Annotated in this window: 19 protein-coding genes; 7 read left to right on the top strand and 12 right to left on the bottom strand. The window is 63.2% G+C overall.

Annotated features, from left to right (window positions below; genetic code table 11):
- The 5 genes from AC1DYM_RS19120 to AC1DYM_RS19100 all read right to left on the bottom strand — a co-directional run.
- On the bottom strand, positions 1 to 1631 hold a 1631-nt coding region (locus tag AC1DYM_RS19120), incomplete at its 3' end, for a glycosyltransferase family 4 protein (RefSeq protein ID WP_477341024.1).
- The gene (locus AC1DYM_RS19115) at positions 1628 to 3142 is read right to left on the bottom strand and encodes an FkbM family methyltransferase (protein WP_477341022.1); all 1515 of its coding nucleotides are present in this window, start codon (positions 3140 to 3142) and stop codon (positions 1628 to 1630) included. The genes AC1DYM_RS19120 and AC1DYM_RS19115, both read right to left, overlap by 4 nt.
- Positions 3109 to 4320: an ABC transporter ATP-binding protein gene (locus tag AC1DYM_RS19110; RefSeq protein WP_477341020.1), complete on the bottom strand. Its 1212-nt coding sequence runs from the start codon at positions 4318 to 4320 to the stop codon at positions 3109 to 3111. Before AC1DYM_RS19110 ends, AC1DYM_RS19115 begins: the two co-directional genes overlap by 34 nt.
- A gap of 8 nt (positions 4321 to 4328) precedes the next feature.
- Positions 4329 to 5123 (bottom strand): ABC transporter permease, encoded by a 795-nt coding sequence (locus tag AC1DYM_RS19105; protein WP_477341018.1) that lies wholly within the window; start codon positions 5121 to 5123, stop codon positions 4329 to 4331.
- Positions 5124 to 5202: 79 nt separating this feature from the next.
- On the bottom strand, positions 5203 to 6372 hold the full coding sequence (locus AC1DYM_RS19100; RefSeq protein WP_477341016.1) for a trans-sulfuration enzyme family protein: 1170 nt from the start codon (positions 6370 to 6372) through the stop codon (positions 5203 to 5205).
- A 201-nt stretch (positions 6373 to 6573) separates the two neighbouring features.
- On the opposite strand from AC1DYM_RS19100, the gene rfbB reads away from it, so the two are divergent.
- The 4 genes from rfbB to rfbD are packed head-to-tail and all read left to right on the top strand — an operon-like array spanning position 6574 to position 9972.
- A complete protein-coding gene (gene rfbB / locus AC1DYM_RS19095; protein WP_477341014.1) occupies positions 6574 to 7617 on the top strand; it encodes a dTDP-glucose 4,6-dehydratase in 1044 nt (347 codons plus the stop codon).
- Positions 7614 to 8501 (top strand): glucose-1-phosphate thymidylyltransferase RfbA, encoded by an 888-nt coding sequence (gene rfbA, locus AC1DYM_RS19090; protein WP_477341012.1) that lies wholly within the window; start codon positions 7614 to 7616, stop codon positions 8499 to 8501. Before rfbB ends, rfbA begins: the two co-directional genes overlap by 4 nt.
- Positions 8498 to 9055, top strand: coding sequence for a dTDP-4-dehydrorhamnose 3,5-epimerase (rfbC, locus tag AC1DYM_RS19085; RefSeq protein WP_477341010.1), 558 nt, complete (start codon positions 8498 to 8500; stop codon positions 9053 to 9055). The genes rfbA and rfbC overlap by 4 nt, the downstream gene beginning before the upstream one ends.
- Positions 9052 to 9972, top strand: coding sequence for a dTDP-4-dehydrorhamnose reductase (gene rfbD, locus AC1DYM_RS19080; RefSeq protein WP_477341008.1), 921 nt, complete (start codon positions 9052 to 9054; stop codon positions 9970 to 9972). Before rfbC ends, rfbD begins: the two co-directional genes overlap by 4 nt.
- On the opposite strand, the gene AC1DYM_RS19075 is transcribed toward rfbD, so the two are convergent.
- The 6 genes from AC1DYM_RS19075 to AC1DYM_RS19050 form a co-directional block, all read right to left on the bottom strand.
- A complete protein-coding gene (locus AC1DYM_RS19075) occupies positions 9948 to 10430 on the bottom strand; it encodes an acyltransferase (protein WP_477341006.1) in 483 nt (160 codons plus the stop codon). The genes rfbD and AC1DYM_RS19075 overlap by 25 nt on opposite strands.
- Before the next feature lie 13 nt (positions 10431 to 10443).
- Positions 10444 to 12273 (bottom strand): glutamine--fructose-6-phosphate transaminase (isomerizing), encoded by a 1830-nt coding sequence (glmS, locus tag AC1DYM_RS19070; RefSeq protein ID WP_477341004.1) that lies wholly within the window; start codon positions 12271 to 12273, stop codon positions 10444 to 10446.
- Between the two features lie 15 nt (positions 12274 to 12288).
- A complete protein-coding gene (locus AC1DYM_RS19065) occupies positions 12289 to 13659 on the bottom strand; it encodes a pyridoxal-phosphate dependent enzyme (protein WP_477341002.1) in 1371 nt (456 codons plus the stop codon).
- A 185-nt stretch (positions 13660 to 13844) separates the two neighbouring features.
- A complete protein-coding gene (locus tag AC1DYM_RS19060) occupies positions 13845 to 14072 on the bottom strand; it encodes an HP1242/YdcH family protein (RefSeq protein ID WP_477341000.1) in 228 nt (75 codons plus the stop codon).
- Between the two features lie 288 nt (positions 14073 to 14360).
- Positions 14361 to 15017 (bottom strand): DUF4398 domain-containing protein, encoded by a 657-nt coding sequence (locus tag AC1DYM_RS19055; protein WP_477340998.1) that lies wholly within the window; start codon positions 15015 to 15017, stop codon positions 14361 to 14363.
- On the bottom strand, positions 15017 to 15421 hold the full coding sequence (locus AC1DYM_RS19050; RefSeq protein WP_477340996.1) for a DUF4398 domain-containing protein: 405 nt from the start codon (positions 15419 to 15421) through the stop codon (positions 15017 to 15019). The genes AC1DYM_RS19055 and AC1DYM_RS19050 overlap by 1 nt, the downstream gene beginning before the upstream one ends.
- A 220-nt stretch (positions 15422 to 15641) precedes the next feature.
- On the opposite strand from AC1DYM_RS19050, the gene AC1DYM_RS19045 reads away from it, so the two are divergent.
- Positions 15642 to 16751: a PilT/PilU family type 4a pilus ATPase gene (locus AC1DYM_RS19045; protein ID WP_046968546.1), complete on the top strand. Its 1110-nt coding sequence runs from the start codon at positions 15642 to 15644 to the stop codon at positions 16749 to 16751.
- A 92-nt stretch (positions 16752 to 16843) separates the two neighbouring features.
- On the opposite strand, the gene maiA is transcribed toward AC1DYM_RS19045, so the two are convergent.
- Positions 16844 to 17491 carry a maleylacetoacetate isomerase gene (maiA, locus tag AC1DYM_RS19040; RefSeq protein ID WP_477340994.1) on the bottom strand — a complete coding sequence of 216 codons (648 nt, stop codon included), beginning with the start codon at positions 17489 to 17491 and terminating at the stop codon, positions 16844 to 16846.
- A gap of 227 nt (positions 17492 to 17718) precedes the next feature.
- Between maiA and AC1DYM_RS19035 the strand changes: the two genes are divergently transcribed.
- Positions 17719 to 18900, top strand: a complete 1182-nt coding sequence (locus tag AC1DYM_RS19035) for a phosphoglycerate kinase (RefSeq protein WP_477340992.1) — start codon at positions 17719 to 17721, stop codon at positions 18898 to 18900.
- On the top strand, positions 18900 to 19550 hold the full coding sequence (locus AC1DYM_RS19030; RefSeq protein WP_477340990.1) for an HAD hydrolase-like protein: 651 nt from the start codon (positions 18900 to 18902) through the stop codon (positions 19548 to 19550). The genes AC1DYM_RS19035 and AC1DYM_RS19030 overlap by 1 nt, the downstream gene beginning before the upstream one ends.
- Positions 19551 to 19563 lie beyond the last annotated feature (13 nt).

The raw sequence follows: 19563 nt of genomic DNA, 5'->3' as shown, positions 1-19563 counted from the left end.
GTCCACCAGCCCGCACGTTCGCCGGATATCTCGAGGTATGCCGCGATACTGCTCAGGAAAAAGTCGTGCAGCACGACGACGCCGGGATAGCGCGCGAGCAGATCGAACATGTGCGTATGGAACGTCGCGTTACCCATCTGGTAGACGATCCGGTCGTAGCTACCAACGTGCTTTACGAACCATTCGACCTTGCGGACGCCGCAGTTGGCGACGACCCAGGGACTGTCGATATCGTCCTGCTCGACGATAACGTCGATGTCGTAGTGACGGGACAGCGCAGGAATGAGCTGCTCCGCGTAATCCGCGATGCCGCTGCGCGCCGGAGGAAGCGGCGTAACCATGGCGAGGCGCTGGCGCCGACGTGCCGGTGCTACGCCAGGGACCTCGACAGCCGCCAACGAGCGAGGCTCGACGGCGCAGATGGCCTCCATCGCCTGCACTGCTCGACCGGCGGTTTCCTCCCACGAAAAGCTCGCGGCGCGCTCGATGCCCCATGCTTCGAGCGAGGTGCGGAAGGCATCGTCGGTTAGAACGCGAAGCATCAGACGGGTACAGTCCTCAACCGACAATGGATCAAACAGCGCATCGGCGCGACCGATCACCTCGGGAACACTGGTCGCACTGCTTCCGATGACGGCCCGCCCGCATGCCATCGCTTCCAGCGGCGGCAAACCGAAGCCTTCGTGCAACGATGGAAAAACAAAGGCCGTGCAGAGGTTGTAAAGCGCTACCAGCGTCTCATCGTCGACGTAGCCGGTGACGACTAATTCGTCCGCCCCGACGCCCGCCTTGCGGGCCATTATCGAGAGATCGTCGAGTTCACCGGCGCTTGCCTTCCCGGCAAGAAGCAGTTGGTGCGCCTGTCGAACCTCGCGAGGCAATTGCCCGAAGGCTGTCAGCAGCAGGCGAATGTTCTTTCGCCCGTCCAGGCCACCCGTATACATGATGTAGGGACGCTTGATGCCCAGCGGCTGTAGATGCGAGCTGCGCTCGCCCGACGAGTAACTATGCGGCCGGAACACACTGTCGGCGGCGCCAAGGATATTGAACGCGCGCAGCGAATCGATGCCGGCAATATCGATCGCCTCCTGGCGCGCATGCTGCGAAATAGCCAACCAGCCGTCGGCTGCGGTCAACGTCGCGAGCTTCCGGTAGTACCAGGCCTGGGTGACGGGATCGGCCAGGTATTTCTTGGAATAGACGAGGGGAATCAGGTCATAGACGATCGCGACGATTCGCGTGAGTCCGTTCTCGACCAGGCGTGCTGACGTGACACTGTCGTCGTGAAGACCGTCGAAAACGCTGGCGACCAGTAGGACGTCGGCGTTGACGCGCGCCAGGACCGCTTCCCTGAGCAACTCGCTCGCCTGTTCCCGCCACCGGTTCCTTGCATCGCTCGCATGGGTCGGCGTGGGCATGTCCCAGGAAACGATGCGCTCCGATGGCACGAGCGAACTGAACTCGCTGCGGAGCGCATCGCCCGTGTCGGGCATGGCCGCATTGAGCGCGATCCAGTATTCGTTGTCGTCGTTCCGACCACAGAGCGCCTTAGCCAGGGCGACGCTATAACGACCGATCCCGCGAAAGCGGTTTTCGTTCTGGCATGCCTGCAAATCAATCAGGATTCTCATCCGTCATGCCCCCGCGGCGAATCGCGGCGCTCATCCGCTCCCTTGAGCGCAAGAGCATACTGCGAGGCGATCGGTGAAAGACCCACAGTCGTGGAGAGAGGTACTACACGGGTACCCTCCTGCACGCCGTACAAGCGGAGCAGACGCTGGCGAACGCGCGGCATCCGGCGAAGCACGGCAGCATCGAGTCGGCGGGCACCAGGCATTCGCGATGCCGTACGTAACAACCGCCCCGCAACACGCCGCAGGATGGCGCGTCGCCCCCCGTGGGCCGCGGGCTGAGATGCAAGACGACGGATGACACGCAACGGCCTGGTAAGGCGCCACGATGAGCTTCCGAGAATCACCGCCAACTGCTCTCGCAGGTGGTTCGCTTCTGCACGCTCGAGCGCATAAGCGGCTTCCAGGTTGCCCGCCTGCTGCTCCAGTACCTGTACGTAGTGGCGCAAGTTACCCGTTTCAGTGCGCAGGAGGTCAATCTGTCGCTCGCTCGCAGTGACCCGCTCCTCGGCTGCGAAGAGCTCCATGCGATATTGCCGCGCCGCACGGGCGTCCTCGACCATCGCACTGCATTCGCTACGTATTGCGGCAACTTCGGCCTCTGCCTTACGCACCTGACGCCGCATCACGATGCGCTCGGCCCGCAGCCTGCGATAGCGCTCGCGCATTGTGACCAGCAGGTCATGGTCCGACACATCGCCGGGCGAATCAGGCAGCGAGAGCAGATCGTCCCGCTGTTCCGTTACCTGTGCGAGATCCCTCTCGAGACGTTCGGCATGATGGCGTAGCCAGTTAACCGGCATACGCTCGTAATCGTCGAAAAAGTTCGGCGGATAAAGGAAAAAACCCTTCAACTCCGCGTATTTTTCCCGGGCCACGTAGAAGCGGTTGAGACCGTCGGCGTAGACGAACACGTAGTCCCGGGCCAACACGCCCGGCTCCCACTCTCCATGCGTTTCTACCTGAGAATTCGGTGCGGTCGCCTCGATCAGCAAGACCCAAGGGCGGTAGGCGTCGAACGACATGCCCGCCAGCACCTTTGCCTCATGACCTTCCACGTCCACCTTCAGGAAGTGGACCGTATCGACGCCATGTTCACGACACAGGTCATCCAGGGTCGTCGCACGCACCTGGAACTCGACCACGGCGTGTCCACCGAGCGAATGCTGCTGGGCGATATCCGGATCGACCGTCGAAAGCCCCGTATCGACTACTTCCCGGATCGTTTCGGTACCCACCTTGTCCGCGACGATCGCCTGTACGTTGACGTCCCGGGGACGATCCGCCTGGAGACGCTCGAACCAACGCTGCACCGGCTCGACATTGATGCCGTGCCAGCCCCTGTCGTAGAAAGCCCTCGTCACGGAATCGTTGATGGGGTCCTGCGCACCCACATCGATGTAAAAGCCGTTGGCGACATGACCGAGGGCGCGGAAGAGCATGACGTCTTCGGCGTTCTGGGCGTAGGAAATGAATGTCACGTCGTCACCTTGAAGGCCGGCGGCAACCATGTGCTACCGACAAAATAGGGTTTGTCGAAATTGCTGACAGTGAACACGAGGGCGAGATCCCGCCACTCGAAGTTATCCACCAGGTGGGTATCGGAGCTCACGAGCGCTGTCGACACCGAGTAACTTCCTGAACCCAGCGAAGCCACGAAGCCGGCGCTGAAGGTCAGCTCCGTACCTGCGCGGACGTCATGGACGACCTGGCCCGTATGGAAGGTGTTTGTGCCGAACATCTGCTGACCAAACCTGTCCTTGATCATGTAGCCGAAAACGAGCTGCGGAATATCCCGCGAAACGCGAACCTTCGCACGCAGTTCGACCGGGGAGCCAACGTTGATGAATTCCACGGCGGCGCCGTTCTCGTCGCGCAGGGAGATCTCGCTGACTACGGCCTCACCCGTACCCGAAACCGTCTGGACGATGTCGGTACCCTCGAGCCGGATGACCTCGACCGTCGAGTTCTCCTTCTCGGCGATGAGTGCGTTATAGAGGTCGATGACTTCCGTGGGAGAGCCATCCTTGATCATGCGACCCTTATCGAGAAGCACGGCGCGGTCGCATAGCGCCTGCACGGCGGAGTTGTCATGAGAGACGATGAGCAGGGTCGTGCCCTGCTTCTGGAACTCGCGAATGCGTTCGAAGCACTTGTGCTGAAAGTACGCATCACCGACCGAGAGCGCCTCGTCGACGATGAGGATGGCGGGACGAAACGCGGTTGCGACACTGAAGGCGACCCGCATCTGCATACCGCTGGAATAAGTACGAACTGCCTGGTCGAAATATTCGCCCACCTCGGCAAAAGCCTCGATAGCCGACATCGCAGCCGAAATCTGGGGCCGATCGAAACCCATCAGTCCAGCCGAATGATAGACGTTCTGCCGTCCGGTGAGCTCCGGATTGAAGCCCATCCCCAATTCGAGGATTGCCGCGATGCGACCGTTGACCGTCACCTCGCCCTCCGTGGGAGGCAAGGTACCGGTGATCATCTTCAGCAGAGTGCTCTTCCCTGCGCCGTTCTGGCCAATGATTCCCACCGCTTCGCCTGGGGCAACGGAAAAGCTTACTTCGCGAAGCACCCAATGCTGCCGGGGCACTCGCGCGGTAAGGCCAAACCAGCGCGCGAAGCGATGGAATTCGCTGCCGTATTCCTGGAATGCCTTGCCAACCCGATGAATCTTCATGACGGGGCTCACAGGACATCCACCATTTCAGCATTGGCACGACGGAAAAGGAACAGCGACAGCCCCAGAAGCAGCAACGAGCCCACAGCGATATAAGCGAGGTGGTCCAGTTGCGGCGCCTTGCCGTACAGAAGGACGTCCTGGAAACCCGAGGCTATATAGAACATCGGATTCAGATGGATGATGCCCTGGAATTGCTCCGGAAGAATCGTGGGCATATAGACAATCGGAGTCATCCAGAACCAAAGCTGCAGGATCACCACCATCACCTGCCCGATGTCTCTCACGAAAACATTGAGTATCCCGAGGATCAATCCGAGGCCGATTGAAAAAGAGAGGTTAACCGGAATCAGGACCAGCAACCAAAGCATGCTCAGGGTAGGCATATGCCCGGCAATGAGAAAAACGCCGACGGCAGCAACCAGCAGCAGAAGATTACTGACCAATGCAGACCCTGCGACGATCAGCGGCAAGCTGATTCGCGGAAAAACGATTTTCTTGAGGAGGTTGCCGTTGTCGACGAAAATGGTCAGGCAGCGCGTCACCGTCTCGACGAAAAGAGACCACGCGACCATGCCCGCGATGAGGTAGATGACGTAGGCGTAGCGGTTATCGGTACCCGGAAGACGGCTACCCATGATGCGCGACAGGACAACGGCGTAGATCGCCACCTGTGCGAGGGGCTGGAGGATCATCCAGAGGCCACCCAGCTTGCTGCGCGCAAACCGCATCCGCAGATCGTTGCGAATCGATGAATAGATGAAATGCCGGTAGACCCACACCGCTCTAAGCAAATTCTGCATTCGTCACACCCCGGACTGATCGACGGACACGTAGTCCGCGATGCCATGAATCATGTAAGTGCATCCAAAGGGACGCACTTCAGCGAGCGAGGGCGCGAGCGAGTTCCGCACGCAGATCGCTAACATCCTCCACACCCACCGACAACCGGATCAACCCATCGCTGATCCCCAGCCGCTTGCGCGTCGCCGGCGGAATCGACGCATGCGTCATGATCCCCGGGTGTTCGATCAGGCTTTCCACGCCGCCCAGCGACTCGGCCAGCGCGAACAATTCGCAGCGTTCGAGCATCTTGCGGGCTGCGCGAATACCACCCTTCACTTCAGCCGAAATGATCCCGCCGAAGCCATCCATCTGCCGACGCGCCAGCGCGTGCTGCGGATGCGACTTCAGGCCCGGGTAGATCACCTTCTCGATGGCCGGGTGCTTCTCGAGCCAGCGCGCGATATCCAGCGCTGAGGCGCAGTGCGCCTGCATGCGCAGGTGCAGGGTCTTCAGACCACGCATGGCCAGGAAGGAATCGAACGGACCGGCGACGGCGCCCACCGAGTTCTGCAGGAAACCCATGCGCTCGGCCATTTCCTCATTGGCGGCGACCACGATGCCGCCCACCATGTCGGAGTGACCATTGAGGTACTTGGTGGCCGAATGCAGGACCAGGTCCGCCCCGTACTCGATCGGGCGCTGGAGCATGGGCGAGCAGAAGGTGTTGTCGACGACGAGGATCAGGCCGTGCTTCTTCGCAAAGGCCGACAGCTTGGCCAGATCGACCAGCTTGAGCATCGGGTTGGTCGGGGTTTCCGCCCAGATCATCTTCGTGTTCGGCTTCAGGGAAGCTTTCAGCGCGGCCGTGTCATTGAGGTCGATGAAGGTGAAGTCCAGACCGGCGGAGCGACGACGAACCCGCTCGAACAACCGGTAGGTGCCGCCGTAGAGGTCGTCCATCGCGATGACGTGGTCACCCGAGTCGAGCAGGTCCAGCACCGTCGAAGCACCGCCCAGGCCCGAGCCGAACGCGAAACCGGCGACGCCACCTTCGAGGTCGGCCACGCAGCGCTCGTAGGCCATGCGGGTCGGATTCTGCGTCCGCGAATACTCGTAACCCTGGTGCTTGCCGGGACTGGACTGGACATAGGTCGAGGTCGCATAGATCGGCGTCATGATGGCGCCCGTCGACGGATCGGGATGCTGGCCGGCGTGGATCGCCCGGGTGCCCAGACCGAGTACTTGCGTCGCTTTCTTGGAAGCCATTGATCTACCTGAGATAATTGTTCCGAGCGCGCACGATGCGCCACGGTAAAGCGACTTATATTACCGTCTTGGCGTTCTCTCGGCAGGAGAGTATGAAGCGGTGTTCATCTACTCCCGGTGTAGGCGACTGAGGGTGCGTGATCACCCATAATCGGCGGCAATGCCTGCGAGAGCTCGCTCGGGGCCACATCAAGGTCGTTCATGTCCACACTTCTGGTCACCGGCGGGGCCGGCTTCATCGGCGGCAATTTCGTTCATCGGGCTGTGGCAACGGGCCACCGCGTCGTCAACCTCGACAAGCTGACCTATGCCGGCAACCTGTCCACCCTGGCCTCGCTCCGGGACCATGCCGGGCACCGGTTCGTCCAGGGGGACATTGGCGACGCCCGTCTCGTGACCGCCCTCCTGGCCGAACACCGGCCGGACGCGGTGATCAATTTCGCCGCGGAGTCGCATGTCGATCGATCGATAGACGGGCCGGCCGCCTTCATCCAGACCAATGTCACCGCGACCCTCGCCTTGCTGGAAGTGACCCGCGACTACTGGCGCGGACTCTCCGCTGACCAGGGTCAGGCGTTTCGCTTCCTGCACGTTTCTACGGACGAGGTGTACGGTTCCCTCGGCCCCGAGGGTCGCTTCACCGAAAGTACGCCTTACGCCCCGAACTCCCCTTACTCGGCCTCCAAGGCCGCGTCGGACCACCTCGTCCGCGCGTTCCACCATACCTACGGCCTGCCTACGCTCACGACGAACTGCTCGAACAATTACGGCCCGTACCAGTTCCCGGAGAAGCTGATCCCGCTGGTGATCCAGAAGGCGCTCGCAGGCGAGGAACTCCCCGTCTACGGCGACGGGCTCAACGTTCGCGACTGGCTTTTCGTCGAGGACCACTGCGACGCCATCGCCGCCGTCCTCGGAACGGGCACCGTCGGTGCGACCTACAACGTGGGCGGTGACAGCGAGCAGACCAACCTCGACGTGGTAAAGACGATCTGCGCGCTCCTGGACAGCCGTGTGCCGACGAGTACGCCGCGCGAATCGCTGATCCGCTTCGTCCGCGATCGTCCCGGGCACGACCGGCGCTACGCCATCGACGCAGGCAAGATCCAGCGCGAACTCGGCTGGACGCCACGCAACGATTTCACCTCCGGCCTGGCACTCACCGTGGACTGGTATCTCGCCAACCAGGCGTGGGTCACTGGCATCCTCGACGGCAGCTATCGGATGGAACGGCTCGGACAATGAAGAATCGCAAGGGCATCATCCTCGCCGGCGGCTCCGGCACCAGGCTGTATCCGATCACCCAGGGCGTAAGCAAGCAGCTCCTGCCGGTCTATGACAAACCGATGATCTACTACCCGCTCGGCACCCTCATGCTGGCTGGTATCCGCGAGATCCTCGTGATCAACACACCGCACGAGCAAGCCATGTTCCAACGCCTGTTGGGCGACGGTTCGCAGTGGGGCATTTCCATCAGTTACGCGGTTCAGCCCAGCCCGGACGGTCTCGCCCAGGCTTTTCTGATCGGCCGGGAATTCCTCGACGGCGCCCCGAGCTGCCTTGTACTGGGTGACAACATCTTCTACGGCGACGGCCTCACCGAGCGCATGCGCCGCGCGGATGCGCGCGACGAAGGTGCCACGGTGTTCGGTTACTGGGTGCGCGACCCCCAACGTTATGGCGTCGCCAGCCTGGGTGCGGACGGCAAGGTTCTCGATATCGAGGAAAAACCAGCCCGACCGAAGTCCAACTATGCCGTCACGGGCCTGTACTTCTACGACGAGCATGCGCCCGCCTATGCGGCGGAGCTGCAGCCGTCGGTCCGCGGCGAGCTCGAGATCACCGACCTCAACCGGCGTTACCTCGGCCAGCAGCAGCTCCACCTGGAACAGCTCGGTCGCGGCTACGCATGGCTGGATACGGGCACCCACGAATCGTTGATGGAAGCCGGCAATTACATCCAGACGATCGAGAACCGCCAGGGCCTCAAGATCTGTTGCCCCGAGGAGATCGCCTTCGTCAACGGCTGGATCGACAGGGAACAGTTGGCTCGCCTCGCCGCGCCCCTGTCCAAAGTCGGATACGGACAGTATCTTCTCCGCCTTGCCGAGCAGGATGGACAAGCGTGAAGTGCATCGCCACGGAACTCCCCGGCGTCGTGATCGTCGAACCGACGGTGCACGGCGACGACCGCGGGTTCTTCTATGAAAGCTTCAACCAGGCGCGCTTTGCGGCCAATGGCATCGACGCCAGCTTCGTGCAGAGCAACGTCTCTCGCTCGCGTCGCGGCGTCCTGCGCGGCCTGCACTATCAGTGGCCCAACCCGCAGGGCAAGCTGGTCAGCGTGCTCGACGGTGAGGTCTACGACGTCGCCGTAGACATTCGACCGGCGTCGCCGACCTTCGGCCAGTCGGTCGCAGTCATGCTTTCCGGCGACAACAAGCGACATCTTTGGATCGCACCGGGCTTTGCGCACGGGTTCTGCGTCGTCTCCGACGAAGCGACGTTCGTCTACCAGTGCACGACCCTGTACGATCCTGCCGCCGATGAATCGATTCGCTGGAACGATGCACGATTCGCCATCGACTGGCCGGTATCCGACCCCGAGCTCTCGGCGAAGGATCGCAAGGCACCGCTCTTCGACGAGATGTCGCACGACCGCCTACCCGATTACCTGCCGTGAAGATCCTGCTGTTCGGCGCTGACGGGCAGCTCGGCGGGTACCTGCGCGACACGCTGCCTGTCCTTGGTGAGGTCCACGCGTCGTCCCGGTCGACCTCAGACGCCCTATTGCGCTGCGACCTCTCCGATTCTTCAGCCGTCGATGACCTGCTCCGTCGCCTGCGCCCCGACCTGGTGGTAAACGCAGCCGCCTATACGGCAGTGGATCGTGCGGAAACCGATGCGGACGCCGCGATGCGCATCAATGCGACCCTGCCCGGCGTGATCGGCGCGGCAGTCGCCGCCTGGGGCGGCGCGGTGATCCACTACTCCACCGACTATGTCTTCGATGGAACGGCGCATTACCCCTATGCCGAAGACGATGCCACGGCGCCGCTCGGCGTCTATGGGAACAGCAAGCTCGCCGGCGAGCAGGCGCTCGCCGCGACCGGGGTGGATCACCTCGTATTGCGAACGGCTTGGGTCTATAGCCTGCGCGGACGAAACTTTCTCACGACGATGCTGCGGCTTGGTGCCGAACGCGACTCGCTTTCCGTGGTCGACGACCAACGGGGCACCCCGACCAGTGCCGGTTTCCTTGCGAAAGCCACGGCGAACATTGCCGACAAGTGGCTGAACAACGTCGCGACGCATGCGCGACCACGCGGCATCTTTCACCTAACAGCCGCGGGTGATACCACCTGGCACGACTTTGCCGAGGCGATCTTCGACGAAGCGGTGACGAGCGGACGCTTGCCGACAAAGCCTTCGGTGCTGCCTATTCCCAGTGCCGATTACCCGACGCCAGCGAAGCGTCCGGCGTGGTCCGTGCTCGATACGACCAAGACCCTTGCTTCGTTCGGCGTCATGCCGCCGGACTGGCGAAGCGACCTGCGCAAGGTCCTCAACGGCGACTACGACACCGCGTCGTCGACGTAGCCGATCACCCGCGCGGGCGACCCGACGACGATGGCTCGTGCGGGGACGTCTCCCGTCACCACCGCACCCGCTCCGACCATCGCCCGCTCACCGATCTCCAGACCCGGCAGGATGGTCGCGCCTCCGCCGATCGATGCGCCGCGACGCACGAGAGTCTGCGGAAAGCGTCCCGGATGCTGGCGTGACCGTGGCATCCGATCGTTGGTAAAGGTGGCATTCGGACCGACGAAGACATCGTCTTCGAGACGCACGCCGTCCCATAGCTGCACGCCACTCTTCACCGTGACGCGATCGCCGACGACGACGTCGTTCTCGATGAAACAGTGTGAACAGATGTTGCAGTCCTTGCCGATCACCGCGTCGGCGAGGATCACCACGAACTGCCACACCGTCGTACGGACACCGACAGTTTTGGACTGCACGTCGGAGAGCGCATGAATGATCGCCTGGTCAGCCACGAGACGGGGACTCTTATTCCACCGTCACCGACTTCGCCAGATTCCGCGGCTGGTCCACGTCCGTTCCGCGCTGCACGGCCACGTGATAAGCCAGCAACTGCAGTGGAATCGTAAACACGGCCGGCGCAATCAGATCGCCACCGCCATCCACACGCACCATGGCCACGTGCTCGGTGCCGTCATCCATCTCCGCACGCTCATCTGCGAAAACGATCAACTCGCCACCGCGCGCCCGCACTTCCTGCAGATTCGACTTCAACTTGTCGAGCAACGGCCCGTTCGGGGCGACAGCCACGATCGGCATGTTCTCGTCGACCAGCGCCAGCGGGCCGTGCTTCAGCTCGCCGGCCGGATAGGCTTCGGCGTGGATGTACGAGATTTCCTTGAGCTTGAGCGAGCCTTCCAGCGCCACCGGGAACTGCGCGCCACGACCCAGGAACAGGGCGTGCTGCTTGTTGATGAAGTGATCGGCGATCCGGAGGATTTCCGGCTCGATCTTCAGCGCGTTCTCGATGTAGCGCGGCAGCGACTGGAGCTCCTTGCAGTGCTCGAGGTACTTCGCGCCATCGAGACCGCGACGGCGACCGAGGTCCAGCGCCAGCAGGGCAAACGCCGTGAGCTGGGTAGTGAAGGCCTTGGTCGAGGCGACGCCGATTTCCGGGCCCGCGCGCGTCATCAGGCGCAGGTCGGATTCGCGGACCACCGACGACTCCGGCACGTTGCAGATGGCGAACGTGGCCAGGTAGCCACGACGCCGCGATTCGCGCATCGCGGCCAGCGTATCGGCGGTTTCACCCGACTGCGACACAGCGACGAAGAGGGTGTTCTCCGGCACGACGACATCGCGGTAGCGGTATTCGCTGGCCACTTCGACGACGACCGGGATCCGGGCGAACTGCTCGATCCAGTACTTCGCCACCATGCCGGCGTGGTAGCTGGTACCGCAGGCTACGATGTGGATGGCGCGGGTCTTTTCGAGAATCGGGTCGGCGTCGATCCCGAAGATATTCGGCAGGATGCCATGCGGGCCGATGCGGCCTTCGAGCGTGTCGGCGACGGCACGCGGCTGCTCGAAGATTTCCTTCTGCATGTAGTGGCGGTATTCGCCACGCTCCACGGAGTCGGCACTGATCTCGCTCTCATGCGCGGTTCGGTCGACGCGCTGGCCGTCGAGACCGTAGACCTCGACCGTGTCGCGGGTGATTTCGACGACATCGTCCTCTTCGAGGTACATCATCCGGTTGGTGACCTTGATCAGCGCCTGCGCGTCCGACCCGAGGAAGTGCTCGCCGATACCAATGCCGACCAGCAGCGGGCAGCCACGGCGCGCACCGACGATGCGCTCGGGTTCATCCAGGCTCATCACGGCGATGGCGTAGGCCCCTTCGAGCTCGCGTACGGCGGCGGTGACCGCCTCGCGAAGCGACTTGCCGGCCTGCACGTGCTCATCGATCACCGCACCCATCACCTCGGTGTCGGTCTCCGAATGGAAGGTGCGGCCTTTGGCCCGGAGCCCATCGCGCAGGGACGCGTAGTTCTCGATGATGCCGTTGTGCACGATGGCGATGCGGCCCTGCACGTGCGGGTGCGCATTGGCTTCGCTGGGCACGCCGTGCGTGGCCCAGCGCGTGTGCGCGATACCCGTGCCGCCCGGCACCGGGTCGGCGTCGTAAAGGGCTTCCATCTCACGAACCTTGCCCTTCGCGCGAACGCGGCGAATCTCGCCGCCATCGGCGATGGCCATGCCCGCCGAATCGTAGCCGCGGTATTCCAGGGCCTTCAGGCCGGCGATGAGGATCGGCGCGATATCGCGCTGGGCAACCGCAGCAACAATTCCACACATGAGTCGTGATCCTTATTAATTGACTTTGCGACGCAGGTAATTGAGCAGGTCGATCCGGGTGATCAGTCCGAGGAACTGCTCACCGTCGACCACGATGGCGACGTGGCCCTTCTCGAACACCGGCAATAGTGCATCGATCGGCTCACGGACCTGGAGCATTTCCGGCGAAGCGATCATGGCCGTGGAGACCGGGTCGCGGAACCGCCTTTCGTCCGCATGCACGTGCATCAGCACGTCGGATTCGTCGAGGATACCGACGATGCGCTCGCCCTCCATCACCGGCAGCTGCGAGACGTCGTACAGCTTCATGCGGTTATAGGCGGTGACCAGCATGTCGTCCGGCTTGATGACGACCGTGTCGCGCTGGGCAKAGGGACGCAGGATCAGGTCGCGCAGGTCGCCGTAGCGTTCGCGCTCCAGGAAACCGTTGTCGAGCATCCAGTAGTCGTTGTACATCTTCGACAAGTACTTGTTGCCCGTGTCGCAGACCAGCGTCACGACCCGCTTGGGCTCGGTCTGTTCACGGCAGTACTTCAGGGCGGCAGCCAGCAGGGTGCCGGTGGACGAACCACCGAGGACGCCCTCCTTCGCCAGCAGCTCGCGCGCGGCGAGGAAGCTTTCCTTGTCGCTGATCGCAAACGCTTTCTCGACCATGGTGAAATCGCTGATCGAGGGGAGAAAGTCCTCGCCGATGCCTTCGACCATCCAGCTACCGGACTTTTCCGACAGGACGCCGTCGTTGATGTACTCGGCGAGGATGGAACCGACCGGATCGGCCAGGATGATGCGGGTGTGCGGCGAGTGCTCGCGCAGGTAGGCGGTGAGACCACTCATCGTGCCCGACGAACCGCAGCCGACGACGATGGCGTCGACCTTGCCGTCCATCTGCTCGAGGATCTCCGGGCCGGTGGTCTGCTGATGCGCGAGCGGGTTGTCCGGATTGCCGAACTGGTTGATGAAATAAGCCCCCGGTGTCTCGCCCGCGATGCGCGCGGCCATGTCCTGGTAGTACTCGGGGTGACCCTTGGCCACGTCGGAGCGGGTAAGCACCACTTCGGCACCCATGGCCTTGAGGTTGAAGATCTTCTCGCGGCTCATCTTGTCGGGCACGACCAACACGAGGCGGTAACCCTTCTGCTGCGCGACGAGGGCGAGGCCCAGGCCAGTATTGCCGGCCGTACCTTCCACGAGGGTGTCGCCCGGCTTGATCTTCCCGGCACGCTCGGCGCCTTCGATCATGGACATGCCGATACGGTCTTTCACCGAGCCGCCCGGGTTGGCGCTTTCCAGCTTCAGGAAGAGCTCGCAACGGCCAGTATCCAGACGCTGGGCGCGCACCATGGGGGTGTGGCCGATCAGATCGAGGACGCTGTCATGAACACTCATTGGAACTCCATCATGGCTCGGGCATGGTCCCTGCGACCTCGCCCCTTTGGGCGCACATGATAAAGGGTGGCGCGCTGAACCGATGCCCGGCTTCTCGGCCGATCCGAAAGGGTGTAGGGACGACCAAAAAAAAACGGGCACGTTTCCGTGCCCGCTTCCTGAATTAGTGAACCCGTGCCATCGGGTCAGTGTCGCGATTGCTGCCAGCTATCCCACATTCGCTGGAGCTTCTCCTTCGCCTGCAGCTTTTCTTTCTTGAGTCCCGCCAGGCTTTGGTCATCCATGGGCAGACRGCCGATATTGGCGTCATGCAGCTTGGTGTCGAGTTCCTGGTGACGGTAGAAGAGACGACGGGTGTCGGCATCGGCGTGGATGAACTTTTCGACGTCGTCGCGCTGCTGGTTTTCGAACATAGCGAACTCCTCGCGTTGGGGAGGGCCGTCACGTGGTTTTCGCGTGGCGGGAGTTCGAAGCTACTCCGCTCGACAGGGTGCCGCAAGACCGATCTTTCTCAATTCCCGCATGAAAAAATGGTTGCGGGCGCAACGGTTTAGGCAGCAAATGGGCCCCGGACCCGCCATCTGGCGGGCCCGGGGCGAGTTATCGCACCGGATTCCTGTAGGAGCCGATTTATCGGCGATGGGTGCTCGCGACATCGACGAGCATCGCCGATGAATCGGCTCCTACATAGAGCGGTCGGCTTAGTTGCCGTTGCTGCTTTTCTTTTTCTTCGGCGTCGGCGCCGGGTCGGCTGCGCCGTCGGACGAGCTTGCGTCACGCATGGCGCGTGCCGCGGCCTCGGCCAGGGCCGCCTGCTTCTTGGCGGCGTTGGCGACCTTAGCCTGGGCAGCCGCGACCTGACGGGCCTTGTCACCCTCGGCCTTGGCCTGATCCAGGGCCTGCGAGTACTCCACGCCCTGCTGCTGCAGGCGGGCGGCCTCTTCCTGGATCATCTGGTTCTGGGCGCGCTGCTGTTCCAGCTGGCGGCGGGCCATCTCGGCGTCGAGGCGGCTGGCCTCGAGCAGGATGGAATCGTGCTCCCGGTCCAGCTGGGCCGACTTGCTCTGCGCGTCCTGGAACTGGGCCATCGCCTTGGCGATGTCCACACGGCGCTCGGCGATGTACAGATAGTGGGCGTGCTCCTTGTCCTTTGGCTTGAACTGGCCCATCTGGTTGATCGCCTCACGGGCCCGCGCCTGCTCGGCCTGGGCATAGCCACCGAGGACAGGGTCCGCGGAAAGCTGGTCCAGGCTGGAGTTCAGCCGGCGGATGTCGAGGTCGTCCGTGGCAGCGATGGCCGACCCTGCCGAAAAGACGGCAAGGACCAGGGCGGAAAGGAGGATAGTCGTGCGCTTCATCACTGGCCTCCCTGATGGTCGTTCAGAGGCTGGGTCTGGCCACCGACGGGCGGCGGCGTGGTGTCGGTCGGCTCGGGCAGGACACTTTCGGTCTCCTGGACGTTGGTCGGGATCGGCACCGTGTCGTTCGCGTGGTTGTCGATCATCTCGACGCGCATACGCGAGTTTTCCTGGCTCTTGGTCTGGTTCTGGGCACGGGCGGCACCCAACCGGGCCTTGGCCCGGGCCAGTTCGCTATCCGCACGCGACTCGTCGGCCAGAACGGCCGCCTCGTCATACTTGCGGCTCGCCATGGCGGTTTGTGCCTGGCGGAACTTACCCTGCGCATAGTCGAGGTCGACCGGCGCATAATCGGCTGCACCTGCGTCGCGCGCCGCCTGGAGCTGGGCTAGTGCCTGATTCATGGCACCATCCGGGGGCGGAGCGCTGGCGCAGCCAGCAAGAGTCGCAATCGCCAGGCCTAGGGAGGCCAGGGCGAGGAGCCGGCGGCCCTTGGAAAGGGCTTTCGACGGCAAGATGTGCACCATCACTCGTTATCCTCTTACAGGTTTGCGAGATATTGTCGATATATGAAGGTCTAGGGAGACCTCATCTCGATTGTAATGCGAATGCCCGGGGGTTTAGGTGGATATTGGTTATTTCCTGAAGCTTATGGTGGACAAGGGTGCGTCGGACATGTTCCTGACGACCGGCGCCCCCGTGAACATCAAGGTGGAAGGCAAGCTCTACCCGTTAGGTAACACGGGCCTGCCGAGCGGCATGGTCAAGAAAATCGCCTACTCGCTGATGGACGAGGGCCAGGTGCCCCAGTTCGAGCGCGATCTCGAGCTCAACATGGCGCTGGCCGTGAAGGAAGCCGGACGCTTCCGTATCAACGTGTTCAAGCAGCGCGGCGAGATCGGCATGGTCATCCGTGCCATCAAGAGCGAGATTCCGTCGCTCGAAGAGCTGCGCCTGCCGACAATCTTCCGTGACCTGATCATGGAGCCACGCGGCCTGATCCTCTGCGTCGGTGCCACCGGCTCGGGCAAGTCGACCACGCTGGCGGCCATGCTGGACCACCGCAACAACAACAGCTCGGGCCATATCCTCACCATCGAGGATCCCATCGAGTACCTGCATCGTCACAAGCGCTCGATCATCAACCAGCGCGAAGTGGGCCTGGACACGCACAGCTATCACGAGGCGTTGAAGAACGCGATGCGTGAAGCCCCGGACGTGATCATGATCGGCGAGATCCGCGACACGGAAACCATGGAGGCCGCCATCGCCTTCTCGGAAACCGGTCACCTGTGCCTGGCTACCCTGCATTCGAACAATGCGGACCAGACCCTCGAGCGCATTCTGAACTTCTTCCACGAGTCGGCGCACAAGAACGTGCTGATGAACCTGGCCCTGAACCTGCGCGCGGTGATCAGCCAGCGACTGGTGATCGGCAAGGACGGCCGCCGCATGCCGGCCACCGAGGTGCTCCTGAACACCCCACTGATTCGCGACATGATCCGTCGCGGCCAGATTCACGAGGTGAAGGACGCCATGGACCGCAGCCTGCAGGAAGGCATGCAGACCTTCGACCAGTCGCTGTACCGGCTGTACAAGGACGGCTACATCACCCTCGAGGAGACCTTGAACAAGGCCGACTCGCGCGATGGCCTGGCCTTGAAGATCCGCCTGTCCGAGGGTTCGACGAGCAACGAGTTCGCCTCGAGCGATCCGTACGGCATCGGCGTCTGACCCGCCCTTTGTAGGAGCCGATTCATCGGCGAAAAGCCAACGGAGCGGTGAAGCCGAAAAGCATCGCCGATGAATCGGCTCCTACATTTCCGTTACTGAGCGTCCGGCTGCGCTTCGGGCGCGGCCTTCTGGAAGGCCTCCAGCGCCTGGCAAGCCTCGACCACCCGGCGGATCGTCGGGTACGGCGCCAGGTCCACGCCCCAGCGCACCGCGTTATAGAACTGCGGCACCAGGCAGCAGTCGGCCAGGGTCGGCGTATCGCCGTAGCTGAAACGCCCTGCCGCCCCCTGGGCCAGCACCGCTTCGAGACCATCGAAGCCCTGCTTGATCCAGCGCCGTGACCAGGCCTCCTTGACCGACGGGTCCGCGCCGAACTCCGCTTCGATCGCCCGCATGACCCGCAGGTTACCCAGAGGGTGGATATCCGTGCCCACGACCTGCATCAGCTCGCGCACGCGGGCCCGTCCCAACGCGTCGCCCGGCATCAGGGGAACCTCGGGCCGGGTCTCGTCCAGGTATTCCAGGATGGCCATGGACTGGCGAATCGTGAGGTCACCATCGAGGAGGGTCGGCAACTGGGCCTGGGGCGAGATAGTGCGATAGGCCGCCTTCAGGTGCTCTCCGCCCTCGTTGAGCAGGTGCACCGGGCGGGCTTCGTAGCGCAGGCCTTTCAGGTTCAGGGCAATCCGGACGCGATAGGCGGCACTGGAGCGCCAGTAGGTGTAGAGGACGAGGGACATGTCGGCTCCTTTTGCGGACGGCGGGATTCTACCCGCAGGGTCTGGCCTTGCCATGGCGCGCTGCCGCGCGATCGCCGATGAATCGGCTCCTACCGAGCGCGTCGAGGGAATCCGCCGTGCCCCGCTTGGGTAGGAGCCGATTCATCGGCGATTCCAGCCCGCGATTTGCTGCCAGGGGGCCAGCCACCGACAATGGGCGTTTCTCCGAACCGAAGCTGGAGTCCAACGTGTCCGTCATCCGCATGCAAGACCTCGACCTGCGCGGCAAGCGCGTGCTGATCCGCGAAGACCTTAACGTCCCGGTGGAAAACGGGAAGATCACCTCCACCCAGCGCCTGGACGCCTCGCTGCCGACCATCGTCGCCGCCCGCGACGCCGGCGCGAAGGTCATGGTCATCTCCCACCTGGGCCGGCCGAAGGAAGGCGAGTTCGACGAAGCCTCCTCACTGAAGCCGGTCGCCGACTGGTTGGGCAAGAAGCTCGGCAAGGACGTTCGTCTGGTCCGCGACTACCTTGACGGTGTCGACGTGGCCGAGGGTGAAGTGGTGGTGCTCGAGAACTGCCGTATGAACGTGGGCGAGGGCAAGGACGACGAGGCGCTGTCGAAGAAGTACGCCGCGCTGTGCGACGTGTTCGTCATGGACGCCTTCGGTACGGCGCACCGCGCCCAGGCTTCCACTCACGGCGTGATCCGCTTCGCACCGATCGCCGCCGCGGGCCCGCTGCTGGCGAAAGAGCTCGACGCGCTGGGCAAGGCCCTGGAAAACCCGGACAAGCCGCTCCTCGCCATCGTCGCCGGCTCCAAGGTATCGACCAAGCTCGAACTCCTGCAGAACCTCGTCGGCCGCGTGGACCAGCTGATCGTCGGTGGCGGCATTGCCAACACCTTCATCCTTGCCGAAGGCCACAAGGTCGGTAAGTCGCTGGTCGAAGCCGACCTGCTCGACATCGCGAAGAAGATCATCGCCGATGCCAAGTCGCGCGGTGCCGACGTGCCGGTGCCGACCGACGTCGTGGTTGCCACCGAATTCGCCGCCACGGCCAAGGCCACCATCAAGAACGTGAGCGATGTCGCCGACGACGAGATGATCCTCGACATCGGCCCCGAGACCGCCAAGCGCTACGCCGATCTGATCGCGAAGGCCGGCACCGTCGTCTGGAACGGTCCGGTCGGCGTGTTCGAGTTCGATGCGTTCGGCAAGGGCACCGAGACCCTGGCTCGCGCGATCGCGGCCTCGAAGGCCTTCTCGATCGCCGGTGGTGGCGACACGCTCGCCGCCGTCGACAAGTACGGCATCGAAGACGGCGTGTCCTATATCTCCACGGGTGGCGGCGCGTTCCTCGAATTCCTCGAAGGCAAGGAGCTGCCTGCCGTTGCGGCACTCAAGGCCCGCGCGGAGAAGAAGTAATGCTGTTTCTCTTCGACCTCGACGGGACCCTCATCGATTCCGAAATCGGCATCTTCGCCGGCGTTCGCCACTCCCTGGCGGCCGTCGGCGCGGAGTCGCCGGACGATGCCGCCCTGCGCGCCTGGGTCGGCCCGCCGCTGCGTGTCAGCTACGCGGCGATCCTCGGTGACGACAACGAACGTATCGAAGCCGCCGTGGCGGCTTATGGCGACCGCTTTCGCGATGTGGGCTGGTCGGAACACACCGTCTACGACGGCATCCCCGAACTGATCGCCTCGCTCGCGGCGGCAGGGCACCGCCTCGCTGTGGTGACGAGCAAGCCGCTGCCGCATGCTGGTCCGATCATCGCCCACCTGCCCTTCGGTCACCTGTTCGAGCGCGTCTACGCGCCCGACCTGTCCACGTCGCACAGCGAAAAAGCCACGATGATCGCGGCGGCTCTCGCCGACTTCGGCCAGCCGGTGGACGACACGATCATGATCGGCGACCGGCTCTACGACATGGAAGGCGCCGTCGCCAACGGCGTTCGCGGCATTGGCGTGCTCTGGGGTTTCGGCGATCGCGAGGAGCTGGAAGCCGCTGGCGCCTGGAAGGTCGTTGCCGAGCCGGCGGATATCGCCACCGTCACCGCGGCGGTCATGGCCGATTAACCCACGCAAGGGT

It is taken from the genome of Luteibacter sp. P1_D3, from assembly GCF_056406135.1.
Note: the sequence above shows the minus strand (reverse complement) of the source record. Positions and strands in the feature narration are given on the sequence as shown.

Coding starts and splice junctions, on each gene's coding strand:
- AC1DYM_RS19115 (WP_477341022.1), bottom strand. CDS start 3,142: ATGGTTGCCGCCGGCCTTCAAGGTGACGACGTGACATTCATTTCCTAC.
- AC1DYM_RS19110 (WP_477341020.1), bottom strand. CDS start 4,320: ATGAAGATTCATCGGGTTGGCAAGGCATTCCAGGAATACGGCAGCGAA.
- AC1DYM_RS19105 (WP_477341018.1), bottom strand. CDS start 5,123: ATGCAGAATTTGCTTAGAGCGGTGTGGGTCTACCGGCATTTCATCTAT.
- AC1DYM_RS19100 (WP_477341016.1), bottom strand. CDS start 6,372: ATGGCTTCCAAGAAAGCGACGCAAGTACTCGGTCTGGGCACCCGGGCG.
- rfbB (WP_477341014.1), top strand. CDS start 6,574: ATGTCCACACTTCTGGTCACCGGCGGGGCCGGCTTCATCGGCGGCAAT.
- rfbA (WP_477341012.1), top strand. CDS start 7,614: ATGAAGAATCGCAAGGGCATCATCCTCGCCGGCGGCTCCGGCACCAGG.
- glmS (WP_477341004.1), bottom strand. CDS start 12,273: ATGTGTGGAATTGTTGCTGCGGTTGCCCAGCGCGATATCGCGCCGATC.
- AC1DYM_RS19055 (WP_477340998.1), bottom strand. CDS start 15,017: ATGAAGCGCACGACTATCCTCCTTTCCGCCCTGGTCCTTGCCGTCTTT.
- AC1DYM_RS19050 (WP_477340996.1), bottom strand. CDS start 15,421: ATGAATCAGGCACTAGCCCAGCTCCAGGCGGCGCGCGACGCAGGTGCA.
- maiA (WP_477340994.1), bottom strand. CDS start 17,491: ATGTCCCTCGTCCTCTACACCTACTGGCGCTCCAGTGCCGCCTATCGC.
- AC1DYM_RS19030 (WP_477340990.1), top strand. CDS start 18,900: ATGCTGTTTCTCTTCGACCTCGACGGGACCCTCATCGATTCCGAAATC.